Here is a 25,565-nt window from a genome sequence, read left to right on the forward strand (position 1 = left end):
TTCTCGTTTTGACAAATTGGCCAGGAACTTCTTGAGTTTTCTCTATCTCGTCAGTGCTCTCTTTTGGCTCAAATGAAAGATCAACACAACCTAGAACACTGCACCCACGCCCACAGTCATTTTAAATAAGAATGAAACGAAATGAAACATTTCCATCCCATTGCTTCCCAACTCCCCTCTCCCTCTGGGAAGAGGACTGGGGGTGATCTCGGAAGCGGTATGGAGCGCTTGGGGATTGTCTCAATCCAGCTTGAAAGGACTACAAATGGCCAAAAAACGAAGTCTCCAGACCCGTCCTCCCAGTGCGGCGGAAGGAAGCCAGCAGGGTGTCAATTCTGGGACTCGACCGGCTGCGGCGGCTGCCATTTCAGCACCAAGGTAGAAAGTTGCGGCAGGCAGAGCTCGAGGGAGTAGGGCAAGTTGTGGTAGGCCCAGTCGTCTGTCCACTTGCCCCCCAAATTGCCTACCCCGCTGCCCCAAAACTCCACAGCGTCGCTGTTGAGCAGCTCTCGATAAAAGCCTCGCTCCGGCACTCCGATGCGGTAATGGGGCCAGACCACCGGCGTGAAGTTACAAACCACCACCACCCACTCCCTGGGATCCTCCCCATAGCGGATGAAGGAAACGATGCCGCGATGATCGCTGCAGTCGATCCAGCGGAACCCTTCTGGCTTGGTGTCTTGGGTATACAGGGCAGGCTCAGAGCGCAACAGGTGATTCAGGCTGGCCACATAGTGGCGCAACTTGGCGTGGGGTTCATACTGCAGCAGCTCCCAGTCCAGATCTGCCCAAACATTCCACTCATTCCACTGGCCAAACTCCATGCTCATGAACAAGGTTTTCTTGCCAGGGTGGGTGAACATGTAGCCGTATAAAGCCCGCAGGCTGGCGAACTTATGCCAATGATCCCCCGGCATTTTGCCCAACATGTGGCTCTTGCCATGCACCACCTCATCATGAGAAAAGGCCAGCATGTAATTTTCGCTGAAGGCATACATGAGGCTGAAGGTAACCAAATGGGGATGGAACTGGCGGAACCAGGGATCCATGTGGAAATAATCCAACATGTCGTGCATCCAACCCATGTTCCACTTCAAGTTGAAGCCCAGCCCACCCACATGGGTTGGCCAAGTTACCATCGGCCAAGCAGTAGATTCTTCGGCAATGGAAAGCGCACCGGGGTTGTATTTGAAAATGAGGGTATTGAGCTGCCGGAAAAAGTCGATGGCTTCGAGGTGTTCCCGCCCGCCGTAGGGATTGGGGATCCACTCTTTGCGGTCATAATCCAGATAAAGCATCGAGGCCACCGCGTCCACCCGGATCCCGTCGATGTGGTATTTCTCGAACCAAAAAAGGGCATTGGCCACCAGATAATTGCGCACCTCGTTGCGGCCATAATTAAAGACCAAAGTGCCCCAACCTTTGTGCTCGCCTTTGCGAGGGTCGGCGTACTCGTACAGGTGAGTACCGTCGAAAAAAGCCAGCCCATGCCCATCTTTGGGGAAATGCCCAGGCACCCAATCGACAATCACGCCGATCCCGGCCTGGTGAGCCCGATCGACAAAATACATAAAGTCTTGCGGGGATCCATAGCGGGATGTCACGGCATAGTAGCCGATCACCTGATAGCCCCAAGAGCCATCAAAGGGGTGTTCTGCCACCGGCAACAGCTCGATGTGGGTGAAGCCCAGCTCCTTCACATAGGGGATTAGCTTGTCCGCCAGCTCGCGGTAGGTGAGGAAGCGAGTATTGGGCTTTTGGTCCACCAGCACACTTTGCCCTTCGGCAGGTGGATCTTCAGCCGAGGCGTGCATCCAGGATCCCAGATGCACCTCGTAAACCGAAATCGGCGAGCGCAGGGGATCGGTGGCGGCGCGTTTTTCCAGCCAGGCTTGGTCGTGCCAGGTGTAGGTGTTGAGGTCGGCTACGATGGAGCCGGTTTTGGGGCGCACCTCCTGTTGAAAGCCATAGGGATCCGATTTTTCGTAGATATCCCCCCAGGAAGTTTTCACCTCGTACTTGTAGATGGCGCCTGGCCCTACGCCGGGGATGAACACCGCCCAGATCCCGCTTTCGCCCAGCCGCTTCATCTGGTGTTGGCGCCCGTCCCAGTGGTTAAAATCGCCGATAACGCTGACGTTGCGGGCGTTGGGAGCCCAGACGGCGAAATGCACCCCCTTCACCCCGTCCACCGTGATGAGATGGGCGCCCAGCTTGTCGTAGATGCGGTGGTGATTCCCCTCGTTGAACAAGTAGCGATCCAGCTCGCCAATGTGGTTGACCTTCTCCAAGGGAAAGCGGTAGGGATCCTCCCATTCTTCCAAGTGTTCCCCTTGGGGATCCCAGACCCGTTGGGCCCGCAAAAAATAGTCCGGCAGAGGGGTTCCCGGCTCAAAGCGCAGCTCGAATAGCGTTTCCGGGTGCAGCGGCTGCATCGGGTAAGCCTGTCCAGTGGCGCGTTCCACCAGCCAAACCTGCCGAGCATTGGGCACAAGGGCGCGCACCAACCCAAAGGATTTCCCGGCCTCTTCTATCTGCTGGGGGCCCAAAACGGCATAGGGATCCTGCCATTGGTTGGAAACAAACTGACCCACTTGTTCGGCAGACAGGAGAAAGCCCATCGGGAACCCTCAGTAAATGACCATTCTAGTCTAGCGATGGCTGACCCCCAGTTTGCGCTGTCAGCTCCAGGCCCGCCTCCAGGCAAAGAATCCCTGCAAGAAGTTCTGCAGGCGGGGGTTGGCGGCCAATTGTTGCTTGCGGTGCTGCAGGGCCGCCTTGGCATTCACCTCCGAGCGGGTGGGGTAGATGTGGATCCCGGTCAGGGCAGAGACGGGCAGCCGCCGGCTCATGGCCAAAACCACCTCGTGAATCAGCTCTCCCGCCTGGGATCCCACCAGGTGCGCCCCCAAAATCTGGCCGTTGCGCCGACAGATCAACTTGGCAAAGCCCAGGGGGGCGGCTTCTGCCTGGGCCCGATCCACATCGGCAAACTCCTGTTTGAGCACCACCACATCCTTGCCGTATTGCTGCCGGGCTTCGCTTTCGGTGAGGCCCACACGGGCCAGCTCCGGCTCGGTGAAGATGGCCCAAGGAATGACGCGATAACGCGCTTGGCTGAGGGGGAAAAACAGGGCATTGACCAAGGCCACTGCCGCTTCGTAGGCCGCCACATGGGTAAATTGCGGCCCGCCGATGACATCCCCACAGGCGTAGATGCGGGGATTGCGGGTTTGCAGCTTGGCATTTACCTGGATCCCTTGGGGGGTGTACTGCACGCCGGCGGCTTCTAGACCCAGCCCTTCCACGTTCGGGATCCGACCGGCGGCCACCAAAATCTCTTCTGCACGGATCACTTGATCACCTGTAGCGGCGGTGCCTGCCCCGGAATTGGCCTTTAGGGAAAGCAGCTTTGCCCCTTGCTCTTGGCCAACTGCTGTGGCGCGTACCCGGGTGAGGATGCGGATCCCATCTTGGGTCAACTGTTGCTGCACCACCTGGGCGGCTTCGGGATCCTCCTTGGGCAAGATGCGCTCGCGGCTGGCAATGAGGGTCACCTCGGATCCCAGACGGGCCAGAGCTTGGCTCAACTCGCAGCCTACCGGCCCCGCCCCTATCACCGCCACCGATTTGGGCAAGCGGGTCAAGTCAAAGATCGATTCGTTGGTCAGATAGCCCGCCTCGGCCAAGCCTGGCAAGGGGGGAACCCAAGGACGGGATCCGGTGGCGATGACAAAAGCCCGCGCCTGTACCTGCCTTCCTGCCACCTCAAAGGTGCGCCCATCCACAAAGTGGCCCTTGGCAAACACCAGTTCCACCCCCAGTTGGCGGAAGCGATCTGGCGAATCGGCGTGGTTGGCGATGTAGCTCTGGGCAGAGCGAATGTGTTCGTACACCTTGAGGTAATCCACCGAGATCCCTGCTGGGCCAGGGAGAGTCACCCAACCGGCAGCCATGGCCTGGCGCATCCGATGGACGGTATGGGCCACGTGAAGAAGGGCTTTGCTGGGCACACAGCCATACCAGAGGCAATCTCCGCCCAGGCGGTCGCTTCCTTCCACCAGCAGCACCTTGGCCTTCAGTTGGGCAGCAGCGCTGGCCACCACCAAACCCGCTGCACCGGCGCCGATGACCACAATATCGTAGGGGACAGGCATGGCTTGTTCTGAACAAAAACATCGGGCAAGGGATAGCACCATCCTATGTCTTGAGTAGGCCGGGGGTAGGCTGGGAGAAGGGGATCCCTTTCCACACCCTTTCTGCATGGGAGAAGAACTTGTTAGAGTGGGACGGATTGACCCCTTAGAATCTGGGTTGATCCGTCTGTTCTACTTTTCAGGTTTTGGGGACTTATGACTATTCTGCTGCCGAGCGAACCTATCCTGGCCGTGAGCATCTTTGGCATGGGCCTGCCAGAGCTGGCCGTGATTGGGGTGATCGCGGTGGTCGTGTTTGGCCCCAAGAAGCTACCGGAGTTGGGCAGCGCCTTTGGCAAAGCGTTGCGGAGTTTCAAACAAGAGATGAACAACCCCAGCAGCGATGACGAGCCTGCCGGCGCAGAAAAGGCGGAGAAGGTGGTGGAGAAGGATGCCGCGTAAACTACCCGCCCCCACAGCCTTGTATTCGATAAACCGCCGCAGTTGGTAGAACCCCCAACTATTCCACCTACGCCGCTCCTCACGACTGCGGGGGTGCTGGTTGGTGCCTTCTCGAATGCCGCTCAAGTCTTCAATCGCAATGCGGGCAGAAAGAGATTGAGCTGTTTTAACGATGCTCTTAGAGATGTTGTGGTTAACCCAAGCTTGAAAGCCTCTCTCCCTGCCAGACAGCCGTTGCAGCAGTTGACGGCATCGCCGCCTGCAACTGCGGGTGCTCTTACTGGCCTGACGCTGGAGGGCTGCTCTCAATCTGGAAAAGCGGTCTTTTACCTTAGTTAGCTGCTGTCCATTCCAGTTGTCTCCTTCGGAAGTCGGTGGGATCCCAACTCCTGCAAGGGGCCTGCTGCCGGAACTGTTGAGAGGGGGGATCCAAGCCAGCTTCGATCAGAAGTAAAGTCAGCTCGCAAGGGAGCCGGCTCCAGGGCTAGTGTATAGTTCTGGAAAGTTCCCCAGCCTAGTGCTACCGGCTGAGCCAGGATCAGCCTGGATGGGCCCATCGGATGCCCCAGAGGTGGTATGGCTGAGCTGACCGATTTCGAGTTGATGCGCCAGATCCAACTGCGGGATCGCCGCAGCCACTTCTTGCTCAAGGATCGCTATCGGAAGCGCCTGCTGGATATTGCCTTGGCCATTCTCAAGCAACCTCACCAGGCAGAAGAGGTGGTGCGGCAGGTGTTTGAGTTTTGCTGGAAACACGCCGATGCCTTTGACCTGCAGCGGGATCGCTCAGTGGCTCTGTGGCTCTACGAGTTGACAGCCTTTCAGGCTAGGGAACGGCTGCGGCGTTGGGCTTGGCTACCTGCCCCCCTCTCCATTCAAACTTCGGCTCCCCTGTGGCCGCAACGTCTTCTCTGGGGCAGCCTGGCAGTGCTGGGGATCTACGCGGTAGCCATAACAGCGGCCTACTGGCGGCTGCGCTGGCAGTGGGGATCCCCCATCGAGGGAGAGTCAGCGGCGCTTCAACGGCTCTATCAAGAGTGGCAACGACAGCCGCAAGTGCAGCGAACCCTGCTGCGGGATCCCAGCTTCAGCACTCCCCTGTTGGTGCAAGCCCTCTGGTCACCCCATGCCAAGCAGGTGCTGCTCTTGGCCTCGGAGATGGCCCCTGCCCCCCCAGGGAGCACCTATCAACTGTGGCTGGAGTCGGAGATCCAGGGAGGGGGACGACTGCTGGAAAGCGCCGGCACCTTTGCCGTCAACGGGGAAGGATCCCTGCAATGGCTCAGTCAACCCCTCCATTCTGAGCAGCCGACCCGCCTCCTCATCACCCTCGAACCGGCAGGAGGGAGCGAATCCCCCACAGGCCCGCCTCTGCTGCAGAGCAGTTTTTGGATCCCTGCTGCCCAGCCCTGATCAAGAGATCAAGAGAGATGGGGGGATGGCTGGGGAGTTTGTCCCCCGCTTTTGCGCCGCTTAGCATGGGATCCCCGCAAGCGCACCTTGAGACGGTAGCGAACAGTTTCATGCACAACTTTGTAGGAAGCATCCACACCGTGGGTTTCCCGCAGCCATTCGCGAATGTCGCTGTAGGTACGGAATCGGCCAGGCTGATGCAGCTCCTGCTTGAGGATTTCCAAAACCGGCTTGGGGATGAGGGGTTTGCGCCCTTGGTTGCGGGGCACCGTCAACATGCCCTCTAGCCCCCTGGCCTTGTAGCGTTGAAACCATCGAAAAATCGTTGAGATGTCCCGCCCCAGAATTTCAGCCAAGCCTGTCATCGTCTTGACTTTCCCAATCTTGAGCAGGTAGAGAGCTTGAACCCGCTCCTTCCCGGTCGGTGTAGACTGCTTGCTTAGTAGGGATTTGAGCTCTTCAGCCGATTCCTGAATGTCGAGCTTGAGGACTCCAGCCATGTTGGGGCGTCGCAGAACAGCGTTGAATTCGTTGCCTGGCGGAGAGTCTACCACAGTAACTTGGGGTTCTGGAAGTTGTTCGTGAAGTTTGCCTGGGCATTGCTTGACATTTACAGAATCTCGAACTGAAAAATCTCTAACAGGCTACCCTCGTCGCTTTTCAGGATAGGCGGGCAAGGGATCCCCTCTAGGGCGGCAGGCCGTGGCTGTAGGAGTGGCTGTAGGATCAGAGGGCAAGCTTGCCGACGCTGCACTATGGTTCTTCGCAAGTATCTTGCAGGAGAGGGGCTGCGTTGGTTTCGACTGGCCCTGCAGTTGCAAGGATCGGTTGTACCGGCAGTGCTTCCCCGCGCCTTTATCTGCGGCTTGGCCGGGGTGCTGGTTTCGGTTCTGTATAAGTTGGGGCTGCCCCTGGCGCTGTCGTCCTTGGTGGCATTTGTGCCCAACATCGTTTTGGGTTTGATGCTGGTGTTTCGGACAAACACCGCCTACGAACGGTTTTGGGAGGGGCGGAAAGCTTGGGGAGCCGTGGTGAATGACGTGCGCAACTTGGCCCGCTTGATTTGGGTAGCCATTGAAGAAAAGCAGCCCGGCGACCGGGAAGAGAAGATCCAAACTCTATATCTGTTGCCCGCCTTTGCCATGGCCATGAAACAGCACTTGCGCCAGGAACCTCTGCTGGATGAGATTCAGCCCCTCCTCAGCCCGGAGCAGTTGCAACGTCTCCAAAGCCTCAAACACCCCCCCTTGCAAATTGCCTTTTGGATTGGAGATTATCTGCAGCGCCAATACCAAAAGGGCTGCGTTGAGGTCTACCAGCTCACGATCATGGTGGAGCGGCTCAACAGCATGGTGGATGCGCTGGGGGCCTGTGAGCGCATTCTCATGACCCCAATGCCGATGGCTTATGCCCTGCACTTGAAGCAGTTGCTGTTGCTTTACTGTTTGTCTTTACCGTTTCAAATGGTGGAGGGTTTGGGTTGGATGACCGGCCCCATTGTGGGATGGCTGAGCTTTATGTTGTTTGGCGTTGAAGAGATCGGCATCGAAATTGAAAATCCCTTTGGCCGGGATCCCAATGATCTGCCCCTCGATAACATTTGCAACAAGATGAAGCACAATATTGCGGATTTGATCAATTCCACTTAGGGAACTCTCGCCGTTCTGGATGGCAGGGCAGCTGCCCATTTCAGATCCTCAGCCGGCACCTACCCCTAGTGGAGATAGCCGGGGCGAACCCGATGATTGAGAGGAAGGGATCCCTATATCTTGGGTAGGGAACAAGATGGGTTTGCTAAACTGTGGACAATTTGCCGAGGTGCTCTGGGGATGGCCTGCTCAACCTGCACATTTTTACACCTGGCCGATGTGCATCTGGGCTATGACCGCTACGACAGCCCGGAGCGGAGCAAGGACTTCTTTTTGGCTTTTCGGGATGTTGTCCGGCGCTATGCCATTCAGGATCCGGTGGACTTTGTGCTCATCGCCGGAGATCTGTTCGAGCATCGGCAGATTCAGCCCGGCGTTCTCAACCAAGCCCAGATCGTCTTGCGGGAGCTGCAGCAGGCCGGGATTCCGGTGTTGGCCATCGAGGGCAACCACGACAACCGTCCCTATGGCGTGAAAACCAGTTGGCTGAGGTACTTAGCCGATCACGGGGAGTTGATCCTGCTGGAGCCGGAAGCAGGGGAAGAGGGCCTGGAGTTGCGTCCCTGGGCGGGTGGGCGAGGGGGCTACCTAGACCTGCCCTGTGGGGTGCGGGTGATTGGATCCCAGTGGTACGGATCGGCAGCCCCTCGGTCGATTGAGCAGTTGGCGGCGGCCATTCGACGGTTGCCCCCCGGCCCAGAACGGGTGGTGTTGATGTTCCACCACGGTCTAGAGGGCCAAATTGCCCGTTACCAAGGCGCTCTGCGCTACAAAGATCTGCTGCCCCTGCGGGAGGCAGGGGTGGGCTACCTGGCCTTGGGACACATTCACAAAAGCTATTCCGAGGGGGGGTGGATCTTCAACCCGGGATCCCTGGAGGCCAACAGCACTGCCGAATGGGACTTCCAACGGGGGGCCTATCGCGTCCACTGGGGAGATGGCCCACCCCAAGCGGAGTTGGTGCAGGATTACCATCAGCGGCCCCGCCGCCGGCTCTATCTGGAGGCCAAGGGCAGAGAAACCCCCGAACAGATTGCCGCAGCAGCCATTGCCTTGGCCAAGGGATCCCGTTTTCAGGAAAGTGAGATGGAGCCGATGGTGGAGTTGCGGCTGGTGGGACAGGTGGGGTTCGCCAAGCATGAGCTGGATAGCCGCGCCCTACAGTGTCAAATTCAGCAGCTTACCGGCGCCTTGCTGGTTCTGTTTCGTTTTGAGGCCAATACTTTAGAGCTCGGGTCGGCTGCCCTTTCCTTGGAAGAAGAGGGGCAGAGGCTACAAATCGAAGAGAAAATCTACAGGGATCTGCTGAGCAGCCATGCCCACTACCGCAAACGCAGTGAAGAGCTAGCGCGGCTGCTTCTGGATCTTAAAGAAAAGGTTTTGGATGGGCAAGGAGAATCTGAAGTGTATGCTCACCTAAGGGGAGCTTTTGATGCTCCGCATCGCTGTCGCGAATGGGGAGCAGAAGACTGATTATGCGGATCCTCTCTCTCGCTTTACAAAACTTCAAATCTCATGAGGATGCCGTCTTCACGTTTGAGCCAGGTATTAACGCCATTTGCGGAGAAAACGGAGCGGGCAAGACCAGCATTTTGGAAGCCATTGCCTGGGTTTTGTTCGACTACTGCCCCTACAGCCAAGAAGAAATCATTCGCTCCGGGGCCAACGACGCAGTGGTGACTGTGCAATTTATCTCCCAATGGGATCAGCGCACCTACGATGTCCGCCGCAGCGTAATGCAGGGATATCGTCTCTTTGATCCCCAGCTGAAGCAGCGCCTAGAGTATGAGCGCAAGTCCGATGTGCTGCCGTGGCTGAGGCAACATTTGGGCGTACCTGCCGGTACCGACCTGGCGCGGCTCTTTGCCACAACGATTGGGGTGCCCCAAGGGACTTTCACGGCAGACTTTCTCAAAACCGGTCGAGATCGCAAAGAAGTTTTCGATCGCATCTTAAAGGTGGAAGAGTACCAGCAGGTGGCCAAAGACCTGTTGGCGGTCGAAAAATACAGCGAGGCGCAGATTCAGGCCATTCATCATCAAATTGAATTGCTCCATCAACAGCTACAGGAATGGGATCCGCTGCAAGCGGAGCGGCAGAAAATCCAACAAGAACTGAGTTATTGGCAAGAGCGCTTGAGTCAGTCGATCCACACTCTGGATCAGGTTAAGCTTGAGATCGAGCGACTGGAGAAATGGCTTGAGCAAATCCAAACTTTAGATCACCAGATTGCCCAACTGGAGCAAAAGGGATCCCTGCTTCAGGTATCTCTTGAGCAGGCAGAAAAGTTATGGGCAGAGGCCAGGCAAGCTCAAGCGCAGCAACAGCAATACTGGGAGGGATCTCAGCATTTTTTGGCCACAGAAGCTCGCTTGCGGGAGCTGGAAAAACAGCAACAGCAACGCTTGGAGTGGCTGAAACAGCGGGATGCTTTGCTCTCGCAAAAGCAGCATATCGAAAACCAATTGGCAAGACTTCAAGAAAAGTTAAGCCAACAGCAGCGCTGGAAGCAGGAGCTAGAGGAGCTAACCCCGCAAATTCAGGCCCAAGAGGAGCTAGAGCGTCAGCAGACCTATTGGACTCAACAGCTCAACACGTTGCTACACCTGCACCGCGAATGGGAACAGATCCAGGCAGAATGGACAGCCCACGCCGAGCGCTGTCAACTGCTACAAAGCCGAGTGCAAGAAGCTGAACAGGCCCAGGCCATATGTCGGCAGCATCAATTGACCTACAACCGTTATTTGCAGTTGGAAACCCTCATTGCAGAGCAGGAAGCGCTGCGGCGAACCCGACAAACTTTACTGGCTCAACGGGAAACTTTGCAACATCAACTGCATCGATTGGAGCTGCAGGGATCCGAATATCAGCAACAACTCCAGATCTTCCAAAAAATGGAGGCGGAAAAACTTGAGCTGCAACCCCTGTGTGAACGGCAGGCCTCCCTGGAGCAGCGCCACTCCCAACTTGGCGAGAAGTTGGCTTCCTTTCAGGCTCTGCGCCTTGAACTCAAACAACGGGAAACGGAGCAGGAACAAGGCCAAGTCCAATTGCAACAACTGCAGCTCCAACTGAGACAACGGCAGGCGGATTTGGAGCGGGTAGCCGCCATTCCTGCGCTCGAAACTCAACAGGAGCGATTGCAAACTCAGCTCAGCCGCATTGCCGCAGCTCGTCAATTTCAACAGGAGCTACAAGCCCTTTTTGAGCAGGGCTCGGATCAATTGGCTCAACACCATCACAGCATCCGGCAACTTCTGGACGAATTGGAAGCGCAGCGACACAACTATCCCCAACTTCAATCTCTGTGGCAGCGGATCCCAGAGGTACTCACTCGATCTTCAGCACTCAGCCAACAGTTGCTCCAGTCCATCCATCAGATTTTGCAGGATCTGGCTCCCCAAACTTCCGAGCCCCAACTTCGTCAGCAGTTGTCCAACATCCAAAAACAACTCAGGACTTTGCAACCCTTGCTCGGCCTAACCGCACAAATACCCGATTTACAAGCCCAAATTCAGCAACTGCTGCAGTTGCAAGCCGAACGACAAAGCAGAATTGATGATCTTCACTGGGATCTTGAGGCCGAGCCCACCTTCCTTCGGCAACAACAGGAAATTGGCCAGGCGCTGCAAGAACTGGGGGATCCCAGAGGGCAAATCCAGCGCTTGGAAAGAGATCTCAGCCGCAAGTCTAGGGTTGAGCAAGAATATCAACAAATAGCGGCCCATGTTCAGCAACTCCAACAGCAGATACAAGCCCTAGAAGAGCAGCTGCAACCGCTTTCAGATCTGGATGAAAGAATTGCAGCTTTGCGGGAAGAACAAGGCCGGCACCGCAACAACTACGAGACCTTTATCCGCATGCAGCCTCTTGCCCAAAGTTTGCCCCGACGGCAAGATGAACTCCAAGCGGCCCAGTTGGCCCTAGATCAAATCCAAAAAGCCAAGCAAGAAAAACAAGCCCAGATCGACCGCTGGGAACAAACAGAGGGATCCAAAGATGACCTGCAAGCCCAAATTGAAAAAGCCGCCAAAACCTTAAAATCTCTGGGGGATCCCAGAAGTCAAGCCGAACGGCTCAAAGCAGAGCTAAAACAGGAAAAGCAGTATTTACAAATGCAGGCCGACTGCCTGCAGCAGCTTCAGGATTTACAGGCCGCACTCAACCCTATCGAGGAGGCCCTATGCCAAACGGAGCATCTGGATCGAGAGCTGGAATCCCTGCAAGAAGAACGCGAACGATACCGTTTAGATCACGAGCGCTATCTGCAGGCAGAACCCATCGCCCAATTGCTTCCCCAACGGGAACAGGAACTGGCCGAGCTAAACGCCCAGCGGCAGCAACTGCAAACTCAACTCTCCCAACTTCGCGCAGCACGGGATCCCTTGGCTGCTCTGTATCAACCGCAGGAGCATGAGCGCCTTCGATCCCTTCTGCAGGCCACCGAAATTCAAAAAGCCGAAGCCCAAGCCCGCCTGGAGAGCCTAGCTCCTCAACTGAGCAAAATTGAGGAAAAGTTGCGGCAATTGGAACAGGCCAAGGCCAGCTTAAAGCAAGTCGAGGCCGAAAAAACTGAGAGAGAACGCCTGCACCGCTTTATCAAATTCAGCCGAGAGACCTACAGAAAAGCCGGCCCCCAAGTTACCCAATACTACCTGCAGCAGATTAACCATACCGCCGATCACCTCTTCCGAGAAATTCTCAACCGTCCCAACGTCACCCTGACCTGGGAAGCCGATTATGAGATCCGCGTTCAAGAAGCCGGCAGCCCCAAACGACGGTTTGCCAGCCTTTCCGGGGGAGAGCAAATGTCGGCGGCCTTGGCAGTGCGCTTGGCTTTACTCAAGGTGTTGGGACAACTGAATATTGCCTTTTTCGATGAGCCCACCACCAATATGGATACCCAACGGCGACAGCGGCTGGCAGAGGCCATCACCAACCTGCGATCTTTTGAGCAGCTATTTGTCATCAGCCACGACGATACCTTTGAGCAAATGACAGAAAATGTTATTCGGGTGGAAAGGCACTCCGGATCCAAGTCGGTAGGGAGGGATCCCGCCTATGGTGTTTAGAGCCGACCGGATCCTGGCGGTCTTGCAGCAAAAGCGGGAAGCCTTTGCCACTTTTGATCAACGGCTATCGGAGCGCAGAGAATGCTATAGGCAGGCCATGGAAAACCTGTGCAAGTGGTCGAGCCTAGAGATTGCCGAAAAAACAGCTCCATTCCCTTTCCCAGGCGCTTTGCCCACTGAAGAATGGGATCGCTACTCCAATTGGAAGATCCCTTTTGAGCAGGAATGGGCGAATTACGAAGAAAGCCGCGATTGGGCGAAGTCGGTCATTGAAAATATTCCCACCTTTGCCGTAGATGGATCCCAGATTTATCCCAGCAAAGATCTGTCAATACCGGTGGCGCTGGTGCAAATCGGCTGGTATGAAAATTATCACTGCGCAGCAGGCTTGTACGAAAAAGACATCCAAGTGGATGTATTGACTCCAAGGGACCTGGGATCCGACAGCAGCGGCGAACCGAAAGAGCGAATGGTTAACATGCGCCGCTTTCAAATGGAAATCGAGAGACTTGTAGAATACATTCAAAAATCTCAACCGGGATCCCGAAAATTGGCCTTTTTGGATGGGGCGCTGGTGGCTACTTTTGCCGAAGTCTTCGAGCCAGAAAGCCAAGATTTCTATGTGCAGTGTTTGCTCCAGCTTTTGCGGGCCAGCGAGCAAAGCCGGATCCCTATCGTGGCTTACATAGACACCACCTACACTTCCGATCTGGTGACGTTGCTCAAGCATTGTTTTGACCTACCCGAAGCTCCACAGCTTCACGATGCGCAACTGCTCAGCCCCTGGTTGGATTGGGGGGATCGTACGCCTTTTTTCATCTGTGCCCGCGGCGGCAGCCTCAACCCCCAAGATGGGATCCTCAATCGCTACCAAGAAATGCGGGAGCGAGTGGGGTTTGTTTACCTGCGCACCAGTGACAACTTTCCGGCTCGCCTGGAAATACCCGTTTGGGTTTATGAGGCAGGACTGTTGGACTGGTTGGTGGATCTGGTTCGCTGTGAGGTGGTGATTGGGCGAGGTTATCCTTATGTGCTGGAGACAGCCGATCAAATAGCCGTTATCCGCAATGAGGATCGCAACCTTTTCTTGCGTCTCATGCAAGATTGGGCCGCTCGCGAAAAGCTGAACCTAAGGCTATCCCGGAAAACAGTAAGTAAATTACAGCGGAGACGAGTTCGATGAGATTGGGAAAGGTAGTTCGCTCCAACAATCACTGTGATTACGTGGTGCAGGTGGACGATGCTTTAGAAGTCAAAAATCCGCCGACTCCTGATGACTATGGCTTCGGCAGCTTTGTCAAGCTAGAAAGCGACCGGCGACACTGGGCTGTAGGTCTGGTCTACAACACACAGCTTCTGAACCCGATGTTCCTCAATTCTGGGCCGCGTCTTTCCAGCCAGCCGGATCCCTATTTTTCCCCCGATCTGCAGAATGAGGTGCGCACGCTACTCTCGGTGGTCTTAATCGGGGCCTTGGATGAAGAGCGCCGCTGTGGCCGGCAAGGGATCCCACGCGTGGTGGTGCCTGTAAACACGCCGGTTTTTCGCATGAGCCGGGAAGAGATCCTGCGCTTTCACCAGGATCCCCAAGGTCAAACCCAATTTTCCTACTATGGTTTGCTGCTGAGTAGCGGCGGCAACTTTGCCAATCATTTGATCTACCAAGTCTTGAACGACATTACGCCGATGTTTGCCGATCCAGCTCAACGGCGAGCTCTGCAAATCTTAAGCAAAGAACTGGCCTGGAAAATGACTGTAGGAGCGATGCGCTGATGCCCCAAAAAATCACCGTCAATGGCCACCATCCAGAAGCCACCCTCTCTCCAACTGAGGACTCTCCAGAGGTAATTGGCACCGTCAAAGGGCCTGGAGAAACCTCTAACCAATATGTTTTCATCACTTCCAATACCCAAGCGGTAAAGGTGGGCGATTTCGTCTACTACGAAGTCCAGGATCCCCAATCGCAAACGCTGCAAATCTTGGGCAAAATTAGCCAAGTTCAGCTCCTGGATCACATCCCCGATCGCATCTTTGCCGATACCGAAATCGATCCCAGCACCATTGTGGCTCTGGTGGGCTTCACCCATCCCAATCCGGAAATCTATGCGGTTACCGTCGAGGTCATCGGCTATTTCAATCAGAAGATGGGCTTTATTAACCCCCGCCGCGCTCCGGATCCCGGTGCCAAGGTTTTTCTGGCCTCCAATCGTCTGCTGAAATCAATTTTGAACAAACGAGATGAAACAGCCATTGGGGGTGCTCACTTGGGCAGCCTGTTGTTGCGCGATGAGGGAGCAGTGCCCGTGGTGCTGGATGTCAAAGAAATGGTCAGCACCCATCTGGCCATTTTGGCGGGGACAGGATCCGGCAAATCTTATACAGCAGGGGTTTTGATTGAAGAGCTGCTTTTGCCCAAAAACCGAGCTGCCGTCCTCATTTTCGATCCCCACGGGGAATACCATACGCTGGCGGAGATGCAGTCCCACCCCAAGTTTTTTGGGGAAGATGGCTACCAACCCAAAGTCAAGGTTCTTTCACCGCAGGAAATTAAGATTCGTGTATCTTCTCTTAACTTCTTTGATATTCTGACCCTGCTGCCGGAAACCAGCGATCGGCAAAAATCTTTTCTGGAAAAAGCCTTCCGCAGAACAACTCAATTTAACCCGATCCGCTGGACGATTCAGGACTTAATCGATGCCGTAAACGAGGCTGATTCCGCAGAGGATGGATCCCAGGGATCCTCAGCCGCCGCCTTGGAGTGGAAATTAGAACAGATCGACCGTTCTCCCTATTTCGACAATTTGCAACACCTAGCTCCCAAAGACTTGTTTGAGCCGGGGCAGGTAACCATCCTGCAAATGCATGAGATCAGCCAAGAAGAACAGCAGGTGATCGCTGCTGCCATCTTGCGCCAGGCCAACTATGCTCGGATCAATACCCACAAAGGCAAGATCCAGCCGGGGGACGAAAATTACTTGCCTTATCCCGTCTTTATTTTGCTGGAAGAGGCCCATCGGTTTGCCCCTGCCCACGAGCCTTCCCGTTGCAAACAGGTGCTGCGCACCATCCTCAGCGAAGGACGCAAGTTTGGACTGGGGGTAGGGCTGATCACGCAACGCCCTGGCAAGTTGGACTCGGATATTCTGTCTCAATGCATGAGCCAATTTTTGATGCGAATTGTCAACCCTGCCGATCAGGAAAATTTGCGCCACAGTGTCGAGGCTGCCGGGCGGGATCTGTTGCAGGAATTGCCCGCCTTGAGCAAAGGTCAGGTGATCGTCTCCGGTGTGTGCGTCAATACCCCCGTGTTATGTAAAGTGCGGAAGCGTTATACGCAGCATGGCGGCGAAACGTTGGATATTCTCGGCCTCTGGCAAAGGCATTCCCAAGAGCACCACCAACGGGATCGCTTGGCCCAGTCGGCCCCTCTCAAACCGCGTCCTCAACCTCAGGTGGTGGATGGACTCAGCATTGATTAGCAATGGCCCAAAACTCCAACTGTGGCCTGATCTCAATCGCTGAATCTGCCAAATCTACAATCCGAAACCACTGCTTGATTGCAATACAATTCATTTCACAGAAACAAGTTTTGGGGCGAGCAGGATGAGGAAACAAGCCCTTTTGCCAGGTTTGCTGGGCATTGCCGTTGCGGTTCTGCTGGGATCCGGGCCTGCCTATGCTCAGTTGCGGCTGATTCCCCAAGCAGCGCGGCAGGTATACGAAGCTCTGCCGGATCTGCCCCTGGAAAACACCTACACCCCTATTAACCCCAACGATGGCGGCCCCGCACCCGAAGAGGATACTTTGGTGCGGCGAATGATGATCTATCACCTGCAGGTGGCTGGTCGCTCCCCCACCGACCGCTTTGACTGGCAACTGACGCTGGCGGACTATTTTGATGCCAATGAGCCAATCATCGCCCAACGGTATCCCGGTGCCGACCGCCTCACGGTCAACCCCTACGCCCAAGACAAAGCCGTTGTACAATCCCTGAACCGGCAACAGCGACAGGCCCTGCTGGAAGCCCTTGTGCTGGCCTTCGGTGGGGATCCCAACCCAACGCCCCTCTACATTCCCACCGACGGGGATCCTGCCCCTACCCGTCCCACCCCAGAACCTATGAAGCCCTTGCTGCTTCCCGGCAGCGGATCCGCTGACTTGCTCAGGCCCTAGCCGAGGTTTCCCGCTAACTCAAGGCTTGCCCGGTGTAGTTCTCAATGCAGCGCAGGAAGAGCTCCACGCCAAGGCCAAGGGCAGCCTCATCGAAGTCGAAGCGGGGGTGGTGATGGGGATAGTCCAGTCCCTTGGCGGGGTTGGCGGATCCCAAAAAAAAGTAGCAGCCGGGCACCTCGTTGAGAAAAAAGGAGACGTCCTCGCCGCCCATGGTCATTTCTGGGATGATCCTCGCCTCTGAGCCAAACACCTGGCGGGCAGCTTGTTCCACCAGCGCTACCATAGCAGGATCGTTGCAAACCGCTGGGTAGCCCCGTTCGTACTGAAACTCATAGGTGGCTCCGTAGGCTTGGCAAATGCCGGCAACGATTTCTTCCATGCGCTTTGGGATCAAATCGGCCACTTCAGGGTGAAAACTGCGCACAGTACCCCAAATTTCTGCGCTTGGGGCGATAACGTTGAAGGCATCGCCGGCCCGGAAACGGCCCACCGTCACCACCGCCGGCAGCATCGGATCCACATTGCGGGAGACGATGGTCTGCAAAGCATTGACAATGTGGGATCCCACCACAATGGCATCCACTGTTTGTTGGGGAAGGGCAGCATGTCCGCCTCGCCCGATCACCTGAATCTGAAAGCGGTCGGCAAAGGCCATCGAGGGGCCACTTTTCACGCCAATAGTGCCCAGAGGGCGATTATTCCACAGGTGTAGGCCGAGGATGGCTTCCACATCCGGGTTTTTCAGAACCCCCGCCTCCAGCATGGGCTTGGCTCCGCCGGGGCCTTCTTCGGCAGGTTGAAAAATGACCTTGACCGTGCCCTTGAGGTGTTGACGGTGCTGTTGCAGCAGCTTGGCGGTGCCCATAGCAATGGCCGTATGGCCGTCGTGGCCACAGGCGTGCATGACGTTGGGGATGGCGGAGCGGTACTCGACTTCATTGGCCTCATGAATGGGCAGGGCATCCATATCGGCCCGCAGCGCCAAAACCGGCCCCGGCTGCTCTCCCTCAATGGTGGCCACGATGCCGGTGTGGGCAATGCCGGTCTGGTGAGGGATCCCCCAACTTTTCAGGCGCTGGCTGATGTAAGCAGCGGTTTGCTTCTCCTGGAAGCCCAGCTCGGGATACTTGTGGATGTGGCGGCGCCAGGTCACCAACTCGGGTTGTAAAGCTCGAACAGCAGGGCGAAGTGCGGGAAAGGACATGACCTGAAAAACAAAAAAACAAAAATGTCTTGGAAAACCTTCACCGATGGCCAGTGTTGGTTGCATGCAGTTGCCTTTCGATTTTGCCCAGTATGGCACTGCTGAGGCTGCTTTCCGCTCGGCGTCGAGGTGGACATCTAGGCCCACAGGGATCCGGTTTCCGGCGGTAGATCTTGCCAGCGGCCCGGCCCCACAGCTCGCAAAGCCTCTTGCAAGGAGATCGCCCCTGAGTAGAGGGCTTTACCCAAAATGGCCCCCGTCAAACCGGGCAAGCTCAACAAAGCCAGCAAATCCGTTAGCGATCCGATTCCCCCCGAAGCAATCACAGGCAGGCGGGAGATGGCGAGGATCTCCTGCAACTGTTGTAGGTTGGGGCCGGCCAGGGTGCCATCCCGGCCAATGTCGGTGTAGATGATGCCGGCGACGCCCTGTTCCCCCACCCGTTGCACCAATTCGGTGGCCCGCAGGGGAGTGGTGCTCAGCCAGCCGCGGGTGGCCACTTGCCCCTGCCGAGCGTCGATCCCCACCCAAACCCGACCGGGCAAGGCTTGGGTCATCGCCTCCAGGGTGTCAGGATCCTCCACGGCCAGGGTGCCAACGATCACCCGATCCACCCCCAGCTCCAGCAACTGCCGCGCCCGTTCCAGGGATCGGATCCCACCCCCCACCTGCACCGGGATGGCCAGGCTGCGGACAATGCGCTCAATGATGGGCAGGTTGACTGGATCCCCGCTTTTGGCCCCGTCCAAATCCACCACATGCAGGCGAGGAGCACCCTGTGCCGCCCAAGCTTCGGCCTGCTGGATGGGGTCATCGGCCACCTGTTCCGCCTGAGCATAATCCCCCTGGTAGAGGCGCACGGCGTGGCCCTGGAGAAGGTCGATGGCGGGGATCACCTCTAAGAAGGCGCTGGTGTAAGGCATGATTGGGATCCCTTAGGGGCTTCTCCAGTATCGCCCAGGGGGGAGAATGGGAAAACCTTTTGGGGCGACCATGAACGCACGTCAACTGGCCCTCTTGGCCTTGCAGAAGATCGAGCGGCAAAACGCCTATGCTGACGTGGTGCTAGAGCACCTGTTGGCCCACAGCCACCTGATCCCTGCCGACTGCCGCCTGGTCAGCGAGCTGGTGTACGGCGTTACCCGCCGTCGTCGCACCCTCGACGCCCTAATCGACTGCTTTGCCCAACGTCCTGCCCACAAGCAACCGCCCGATTTGCGGCTCATTCTGCACCTTGGCCTCTACCAGCTGGCTTTTTTGGATCACATCCCCCCCAGCGCTGCCATCCACACCAGCGTGGAATTGGCCCGCCAGATGGGGCTGGGATCCCTGACAGGGGTGGTGAACGGCATCTTGCGCGCCTACCAGCGGCAAGTGTTGGATCAGCCAGAGAAGGATCCCCTCAAGCCCCTCGAGGACACTCTGCCAGCCGACCCAATTCAGGCTTTGGGGATCCGGCACAGCTTTCCCGACTGGTTGGTGAGCCTATGGTGGGAGCGCCTGGGGCCGGTGGAAACGGAGCAGTTGTGTGCTTGGTTTAATCAGCCACCCCACCTGGATTTGCGGGTCAACCCACTGCGGGCAGATGTGAATAAAGTCATTCAAGCCTTGGCAGCAGCCGGGATCCCTGCCCTCCCCATCTCCGAGGTGCCGGGTGCCTTGCGACTTCAGGATCATGCTGGCGACATCACGGCCCTGCCCGGCTTTGCCCAGGGTTGGTGGAGCGTTCAAGATGCCAGTGCCCAGCAGGTGGTGCATTGCCTGGATCCCCAGCCGGGAGAGCGGGTGATCGACTGCTGCGCTGCTCCGGGCGGCAAGACCACCCAAATAGCCCAACACATGCAGGATCGAGGGGAGATTTGGGCTTTGGATCGTCACCCCCACCGTCTGCGGCGCCTAGAGGAAAATGCCCATCGCTTGGGCTTGACCTCGATTCGTTCCCTGGCCATCGACCTGTTGCCGCTGAGCGCTGCTGCCGATCGCGTCAGCGGGACGGAGTCCTTACCCCCTGCCCCCTTGCCCCCCTGGCACAGCGCCGACCGGGTTTTGCTGGATGCCCCATGCTCCGGCTTGGGAACCCTGCACCGCCATGCCGATGCCCGCTGGCGACAAACCCCAGAGCGGATCCCAGAGTTGGCCCACCTGCAAGCCCAGCTCCTGCAAGTGGCAGCCCGTTGGCTGAAGCCGGGCGGAGTGTTGGTGTACGCCACCTGTACGCTGCATCCTGCCGAAAACGAGGAGATCATGCAAGCCTTTCTCGACAGCCATCCTCATTGGGCTGCAGAAGGGGATCCCCTGCTCATTTGGCCCCACCGACAGGATCGGGATGGATTTTTTATCCAGCGGCTGCGTCGATACGGTTAAATAAACCTTCCATCGTGGTGCTTCCCAGGTGCTCCGAGCCATCAACCCTCAGCTTTCCTGAGGGAGAAAAGGATTATCTCCAAGCAAGAGACTGACTGTTGCCCCATGGTTTCTGATCGCGTTAGCGGGACGGAGTCCTTACTGCTGACCAGTCCGAAAAACCCCTGGATCCGCAAGTTGCGGCAGTTGCACCGCAGCAAAGGCCGGCGGGAACAGGGCGCCTTTTTGGTAGAGGGATCCCATCTCATCGAAGAAGCCCTGCGAGTTGGCTGGCCCCTGCAGGCTCTCTGCTACACGCTTGAGTGGGCTGAGCGTTACCCACAATTGCTGGCCAATCTGCCCAAGAGTCTACGGCGGCAGGCCGTCAGCTCAGAAGTCATGGCAGCGCTCTGTACCACCGAGTCTCCCGAAGGAGCTGTGGCCGTGGCCGTCAGTCGGCAGATTCCCTCTCCCCCCTTGTCCGGGGTACGTTTGGGCCTCGTGGTGGAAACGCTGCAAGATCCAGGCAATTTGGGATCCCTCATCCGAGTCGTGGCTGCCGCAGGAGCCGATGGCCTTTGGCTCAGCGCAGACAGCGTGGATCCGGAAAACCCCAAAGTCTTGCGGGCCTCTGCCGGCCAGTGGTTTCGCCGTCCGCCCCAAGTCGTGCCCGACCTAGCCGCCTGGATCCAGAGCTGCCGTTGCCACGGGATCCAAGTCTTGGCTGCTACCCTCTCCCCCACAGCAAACTGCTACTGGGATCAAGATCTCACCCGCCCTACCCTTTTTCTCCTGGGCAACGAAGGGGCTGGCCTGAGGGAAGCGACTATCCAACAGGCCGATGCCCAGGTGCGGATCCCGATGGCCGAGGGTGTCGAATCTCTGAACGTCGCTATGACGGGGGGGTTGTTGCTCTACGAGGCCCTGCGCCAGCGGCGATCTCGCTCAGGAAGCGCTCCCTGAACAGCTAGCTGCTCCCTCAAAACTCTTCCTCTACAAAGACCGCATCCTCATTCTCTTCCTGCTCTCCCTCCTCCATCGCTGCCGGCCGGCTGGCGGAAACCGTCACCCCCGCAGAAAGTTTCTCCCGCACAGCCGCTTCCACCTCCGCTAGGAGCTCTGGGTTTTCCTTCAAGTAGACAACCAGATTGTCCCTTCCTTGGGCAACATTTTCCTCCTTGTAGCTGTACCAAGAGCCGCGCCGCTTGAGAATGCCCATCTCATCTGCCAGATCGATGATGCAGCCGATGTTGGAGATCCCTTGGCCGAAAATGATGTCAAATTCTGCCCGCCGGAAAGGGGGGGCAACTTTGTTTTTCACCACCTTGACCCGCGCTCGGATCCCGTATTCTTCCGCACCTTTTTTCAGGGTTTGAACGCGGCGAATATCTAGCCGCACCGACGCATAAAACTTAAGGGCATTGCCGCCGGTGGTGGTCTCCTGGGGGCCATAGCCTATGCCGCCAATTTTGGAGCGCAATTGGTTTAAGAAAAGAACGATGGATCCGGTTTTGCTGACATTTCCGGCAATCTTGCGCAGCGCTTGGCTCATCAGGCGCGCCTGCAATCCCACATGGGCATCTCCCATATCCCCTTCGATCTCAGCCCGGGGCACCAACGCTGCTACCGAGTCCACCACCACGATATCCACAGCTGCCGAGCGCACCAACTGATCGACAATCTCCAGGGCGGCCTCCCCCGTGTCCGGCTGGGAGATCAACAGGTTTTGAATATCAACCCCCAAAGCTGCTGCGTAAGTGGGATCCAGCGCATGTTCCGCATCCACAAAAGCTGCCGTTCCCCCTTGTTTTTGCACTTCGGCGATGGCATGTAGGGCAATTGAAGTTTTCCCAGAAGATTCCGGCCCAAAGACTTCGATAATCCGCCCTTTTGGGTAACCTCCGCCCAAGGCCAAGTCGAGGGTGATGGCCCCACTGGGTATGGTCTCCACCCGCATCTGGGTGGCATCTCCCAGGCGCATGATTGCCCCTTTGCCGAAATTCCGCTCGATCTGGCTTAACACCTGCTCCAGGGCTTTGCGTTTTTCTGACTTCAATTTGTCCGAGTCATCAGCAGTGTTCACAGCAACGGCTTTCCGGGCCATAACCCGCATCCCCCCCAGGAGTCGTGGTGGAAAATCGAGCCTGCATTCTAACATTGTCGCCTTGCTCTGAACGGATCCCTCTCCCTCCAACTGCAGTCAGCTCGTACCTTGCCTCGGTTCCTAACTCCCCTCTCCCTCTGGGAGAGGGGCTGGGGGTGAGGGCAGGTCTTCTGCATAGCCTTGCAGAGCGGGTAGAGTGGGCTAAAGGGATCTGCTCAGGAACGTCCCCACGGTCATGACTTTGGTCTTACAATCCCCCGGCCCGGTTGTGTTTAGTTGGGGGCCGCTCAGCCTGCGCTGGTATGGCTTATTGATCGGCCTGGCAATGGTGTTGGGCTTGCTCCTGGCTCGCCATCTGGCAGCTCGGCGTGGCCTTCCCCCCAGTTCCATGCCTGATCTGCTGGTGTGGTTGGTGGTTGGATCCCTGCCCTTTGCCCGTCTGTATTACGTGGTCTTTGAATGGGAGCGCTATCGAGATGGCCCTTGGTGGCAGGTCTTGGCCCTCTGGCAGGGGGGCATTGCCATTCACGGTGCCTTGATCGGCGGCAGTGCGGCGCTTTACCTGTTCGCCCGGCGGCACCGGCTGAGTTTTTGGTTGCTAGCCGATTGCCTTGTTCCCTCCCTCAGCCTTGGTCAGGGGATCGGACGTTGGGGCAACTTCTTCAACAACGAAGCCTACGGAAAGGTGTTGCCTCCGGATAGCCCTCTGTGGGTACAACTGCAGCTGCCTGATGGATCGCGCGTCCATCCTACTTTTTTGTACGAATCCCTCTGGAACTTTGGTCTCTTCGGGCTCCTGCTCTTTTTAAGCTACCGGCGCCAGCTTCCCCCCGGCACCCTCTTGGGCCTCTACCTGGTGGGGTACAGCCTGGGGCGCTTCTGGATCGAAGGCCTGCGCACCGATAGCCTCATGCTGGGATCCCTGCGGGTGGCGCAGGGGGTGAGCCTGTTGCTCATTGGAGCAGGCCTGGCCGCAATCTTGACAGCTCCCAAACGCGTTTCTGTTCACCCAAACGAGGCAACTTCCTCGCCTGGGATCCCCGCCCCAAAGGAGTTGTAAGCCATGGCCAGCGAACAGAATGAAGAGCTCTGGCAGCAAGCCTCCCCTCTGCTGCTGCCATCCGCCGCTGCTACCCAATCACTAGGGGCCCTCGTAGCTCAAGCCGCCCTTGGCTTCCTCGCCCCTTCAGGTCAACAAAAATCTCCCCCTCCCAGCCGCAGCCTCGGCTCCACTTCCGGCTTGGTCATTCTTCTCGAAGGTAATCTGGGCAGCGGCAAAACCACCTTTGTGCAGGGACTAGGGCAGGGCTTGGGGATCCCTGAACCCATCGACAGCCCCACCTTCGTGCTGGTGCAGGAATACCACACCGGACGGATCCCTCTTTTCCATTGCGATCTCTACCGCCTAGAGACCTCTTCTGCCGCTCGCGCCGGTGGGAAAGAATCCACACTCCTAGAAGACCTAGGGCTAGAAGAACTTTGGAGCCAAGGTGGGATCACCGCTATTGAGTGGCCCCAGTACCTCCGCCATCTGCCTGCGACCTACCTCTGGCTGCGCCTACAGCCCCATCCCCAGCAGGAAGGAGCCCGCCTTCTACACGTCAAGGGAAAGGGATCCCAGACTGGCCACCTTTGGCAGCAAGTTCTTTCTCAATTCACTCAGCAAAACCTCGAAGAAGGGATCCACTTCTCCTCCTGAAAGTACTTGAAAGCAGAAGAAAAAGTTGAGATCCCAAAAGACCTATGGCCACCTCGATTCGAACTAAGACACTGCGCCCACACCCGAAGCGTCGGTCGCGCCTTCGCGTTAGCGTTGCGGAGCAATAATGCACAGGTCAGAAGGCTTCTCTCAGTAGCCCGGACGTCTCACCCCAGCCTGAAACGACTATGAACTTGAGGCAAACGGCCAGAACTTAGCCAAAAGTCATCCTCAGGCCAAATCAAACAGCAGCACCTCAGCACCTTTCTCACTGAAAAGGTTGAGCTCGCTTTCCTCAGCAATGGCCACGCCATCTCCTTCTCGCAAAAACAAGCCATTTAGGGTCACATTGCCGCGAGCCACCTGCAGCCATCCGTAGCGCTTCTCATCCAAATATTGGCAGATGGTGTGTCCCGGCTCAATCAACCCCGCGTAGAGATTCACATCCTGATGCACAATTACGGATCCCTGGCGTCCATCCCGAGAGGCAATTAAACAAAACTCATTGGGATGCTCTGCTAAACCCGTCGCTTTTTGTTCATAACTGGGATCTAGGTTTTCCTGCTCCGGCAAAATCCAAATTTGCAGCAGATGAACCTCCTCATCCGCCGAGTGATTGTACTCGCTGTGCTGGATCCCTGTGCCCGCTGTCATCCGTTGAATTTCGCCAGGACGAATCACAGATCCCGTGCCCAAGCTGTCTTTGTGCTCAAGGATCCCTTCCAAAACATAAGTAACGATCTCCATATCCCGGTGCCCATGGGTCGGAAAGCCAGCACTCGGGCGGATTCGGTCATCGTTAATCACCCGCAAAGCGCGGAAACCCATGTAGCGAGGGTCGTAGTACTCCCCGAAAGAAAATGAGTGGTAAGTATCAAGCCAACTGAGCTTGACATGACCCCTCTCTTCCCGCTTAGGCAAAGTCAGCATCGCAGTTTCTCCAAAACCTGACCCTTGCAACCATCTTACTAACTCTGCGGTCAGACTGTCAGTATACAAATAGTTTTATTTCTCCCTTTCCCTCATTCTCGCCAAAGACTTCCCGAACAAAGTGGCTGGGTAGGACTTGACGTGGGGGTGGTGGTGGGGATAGGGTAGTAAAGCGCCACAAGGCCACCCAGCCCCGGCGCCCCAGAACCTTGACAAGTAAGCTGTTCAGTCAACCATCGCCCGGCAAGCAGCAAAACAGACCCCTTGAGGGTGCTGTGGCTGCTCATTCAACCCTGTCAAGTTTCCATTTTTCCAGAGACAAGCTCTTGAATTGACACGGAGAGTTTGATCCTGGCTCAGGATGAACGCTGGCGGTATGC

20 protein-coding genes and 1 pseudogene are annotated in these 25,565 nt (G+C 56.8%); 13 read left to right on the forward strand and 8 right to left on the reverse strand.

Annotated features, from left to right (window positions below; genetic code table 11):
• Positions 1-329: 329 nt before the first annotated feature.
• Both glgB and ACVWVQ_RS12775 read right to left on the reverse strand, forming a co-directional pair.
• Positions 330-2,621, reverse strand: coding sequence for a 1,4-alpha-glucan branching protein GlgB (glgB, locus tag ACVWVQ_RS12770; protein ID WP_457508829.1), 2,292 nt, complete (start codon positions 2,619-2,621; stop codon positions 330-332).
• A gap of 60 nt (positions 2,622-2,681) precedes the next feature.
• On the reverse strand, positions 2,682-4,157 hold the full coding sequence (locus ACVWVQ_RS12775; protein WP_457508831.1) for a dihydrolipoyl dehydrogenase family protein: 1,476 nt from the start codon (positions 4,155-4,157) through the stop codon (positions 2,682-2,684).
• Positions 4,158-4,352: 195 nt separating this feature from the next.
• Between ACVWVQ_RS12775 and tatA the strand changes: the two genes are divergently transcribed.
• Positions 4,353-4,598: a twin-arginine translocase TatA/TatE family subunit gene (tatA, locus tag ACVWVQ_RS12780; RefSeq protein WP_414356913.1), complete on the forward strand. Its 246-nt coding sequence runs from the start codon at positions 4,353-4,355 to the stop codon at positions 4,596-4,598.
• A 3-nt stretch (positions 4,599-4,601) separates the two neighbouring features.
• Here the strand turns inward: tatA and ACVWVQ_RS12785 are convergent.
• Positions 4,602-4,979 (reverse strand): annotated as a pseudogene (locus tag ACVWVQ_RS12785) (IS200/IS605 family accessory protein TnpB-related protein); the annotation flags it as partial.
• 195 nt (positions 4,980-5,174) lie between these two features.
• Between ACVWVQ_RS12785 and ACVWVQ_RS12790 the strand changes: the two are divergent.
• Entirely contained in the window at positions 5,175-6,011 is an 837-nt protein-coding gene (locus ACVWVQ_RS12790) for an anti-sigma factor domain-containing protein (protein WP_457491797.1), read from the forward strand.
• 8 nt (positions 6,012-6,019) lie between these two features.
• On the opposite strand, the gene ACVWVQ_RS12795 is transcribed toward ACVWVQ_RS12790, so the two are convergent.
• Complete coding sequence (locus ACVWVQ_RS12795) at positions 6,020-6,511, reverse strand: helix-turn-helix domain-containing protein (RefSeq protein ID WP_457508833.1); 492 nt, start codon at positions 6,509-6,511, stop codon at positions 6,020-6,022.
• Between the two features lie 255 nt (positions 6,512-6,766).
• Here ACVWVQ_RS12795 and ACVWVQ_RS12800 point away from each other — a divergent pair, with 255 nt between their 5' ends.
• The 7 genes from ACVWVQ_RS12800 to ACVWVQ_RS12830 all read left to right on the forward strand — a co-directional run bounded on the left by ACVWVQ_RS12800 (position 6,767) and on the right by ACVWVQ_RS12830 (position 16,905).
• Entirely contained in the window at positions 6,767-7,660 is an 894-nt protein-coding gene (locus ACVWVQ_RS12800) for a bestrophin family protein (RefSeq protein WP_457508835.1), read from the forward strand.
• 180 nt (positions 7,661-7,840) lie between these two features.
• The gene (locus ACVWVQ_RS12805; protein WP_457508837.1) at positions 7,841-9,133 is read left to right on the forward strand and encodes a metallophosphoesterase family protein; all 1,293 of its coding nucleotides are present in this window, start codon (positions 7,841-7,843) and stop codon (positions 9,131-9,133) included.
• 2 nt (positions 9,134-9,135) lie between these two features.
• The gene (locus ACVWVQ_RS12810; protein WP_457508839.1) at positions 9,136-12,732 is read left to right on the forward strand and encodes an AAA family ATPase; all 3,597 of its coding nucleotides are present in this window, start codon (positions 9,136-9,138) and stop codon (positions 12,730-12,732) included.
• On the forward strand, positions 12,722-13,915 hold the full coding sequence (locus ACVWVQ_RS12815) for a DNA double-strand break repair nuclease NurA (protein WP_457508841.1): 1,194 nt from the start codon (positions 12,722-12,724) through the stop codon (positions 13,913-13,915). Before ACVWVQ_RS12810 ends, ACVWVQ_RS12815 begins: the two co-directional genes overlap by 11 nt.
• Complete coding sequence (locus ACVWVQ_RS12820) at positions 13,912-14,505, forward strand: hypothetical protein (RefSeq protein WP_414341843.1); 594 nt, start codon at positions 13,912-13,914, stop codon at positions 14,503-14,505. Before ACVWVQ_RS12815 ends, ACVWVQ_RS12820 begins: the two co-directional genes overlap by 4 nt.
• Positions 14,505-16,211: an ATP-binding protein gene (locus ACVWVQ_RS12825; RefSeq protein WP_457508843.1), complete on the forward strand. Its 1,707-nt coding sequence runs from the start codon at positions 14,505-14,507 to the stop codon at positions 16,209-16,211. The genes ACVWVQ_RS12820 and ACVWVQ_RS12825 overlap by 1 nt, the downstream gene beginning before the upstream one ends.
• A gap of 124 nt (positions 16,212-16,335) precedes the next feature.
• Entirely contained in the window at positions 16,336-16,905 is a 570-nt protein-coding gene (locus tag ACVWVQ_RS12830; RefSeq protein ID WP_457508845.1) for a hypothetical protein, read from the forward strand.
• Positions 16,906-16,918: 13 nt separating this feature from the next.
• On the opposite strand, the gene ACVWVQ_RS12835 is transcribed toward ACVWVQ_RS12830, so the two are convergent.
• Positions 16,919-18,109: a M20 metallopeptidase family protein gene (locus ACVWVQ_RS12835; RefSeq protein WP_457508847.1), complete on the reverse strand. Its 1,191-nt coding sequence runs from the start codon at positions 18,107-18,109 to the stop codon at positions 16,919-16,921.
• Positions 18,110-18,246: 137 nt separating this feature from the next.
• The gene (gene hisA / locus ACVWVQ_RS12840; RefSeq protein ID WP_457490269.1) at positions 18,247-19,032 is read right to left on the reverse strand and encodes a 1-(5-phosphoribosyl)-5-[(5-phosphoribosylamino)methylideneamino]imidazole-4-carboxamide isomerase; all 786 of its coding nucleotides are present in this window, start codon (positions 19,030-19,032) and stop codon (positions 18,247-18,249) included.
• 70 nt (positions 19,033-19,102) lie between these two features.
• On the opposite strand from hisA, the gene ACVWVQ_RS12845 reads away from it, so the two are divergent.
• Positions 19,103-20,473 (forward strand): 16S rRNA (cytosine(967)-C(5))-methyltransferase, encoded by a 1,371-nt coding sequence (locus ACVWVQ_RS12845; RefSeq protein WP_457508848.1) that lies wholly within the window; start codon positions 19,103-19,105, stop codon positions 20,471-20,473.
• Positions 20,474-20,578: 105 nt separating this feature from the next.
• Positions 20,579-21,415 (forward strand): TrmH family RNA methyltransferase, encoded by an 837-nt coding sequence (locus ACVWVQ_RS12850; protein WP_457387666.1) that lies wholly within the window; start codon positions 20,579-20,581, stop codon positions 21,413-21,415.
• A gap of 16 nt (positions 21,416-21,431) precedes the next feature.
• Here ACVWVQ_RS12850 and recA read toward each other — a convergent pair whose 3' ends face one another.
• Positions 21,432-22,556 carry a recombinase RecA gene (recA, locus tag ACVWVQ_RS12855; RefSeq protein ID WP_049749588.1) on the reverse strand — a complete coding sequence of 375 codons (1,125 nt, stop codon included), beginning with the start codon at positions 22,554-22,556 and terminating at the stop codon, positions 21,432-21,434.
• Positions 22,557-22,791: 235 nt separating this feature from the next.
• Between recA and lgt the strand changes: the two genes are divergently transcribed.
• Entirely contained in the window at positions 22,792-23,616 is an 825-nt protein-coding gene (lgt, locus tag ACVWVQ_RS12860; RefSeq protein ID WP_414384432.1) for a prolipoprotein diacylglyceryl transferase, read from the forward strand.
• Positions 23,617-23,619: 3 nt separating this feature from the next.
• Positions 23,620-24,255, forward strand: a complete 636-nt coding sequence (gene tsaE, locus ACVWVQ_RS12865) for a tRNA (adenosine(37)-N6)-threonylcarbamoyltransferase complex ATPase subunit type 1 TsaE (protein WP_414341851.1) — start codon at positions 23,620-23,622, stop codon at positions 24,253-24,255.
• 231 nt (positions 24,256-24,486) lie between these two features.
• Here the strand turns inward: tsaE and ACVWVQ_RS12870 are convergent, their stop codons facing one another.
• On the reverse strand, positions 24,487-25,185 hold the full coding sequence (locus tag ACVWVQ_RS12870) for a pirin family protein (protein ID WP_457508851.1): 699 nt from the start codon (positions 25,183-25,185) through the stop codon (positions 24,487-24,489).
• Positions 25,186-25,565: the final 380 nt, after the last annotated feature.

The sequence above is a fragment of the Thermostichus sp. MS-CIW-36 genome (assembly GCF_054059035.1).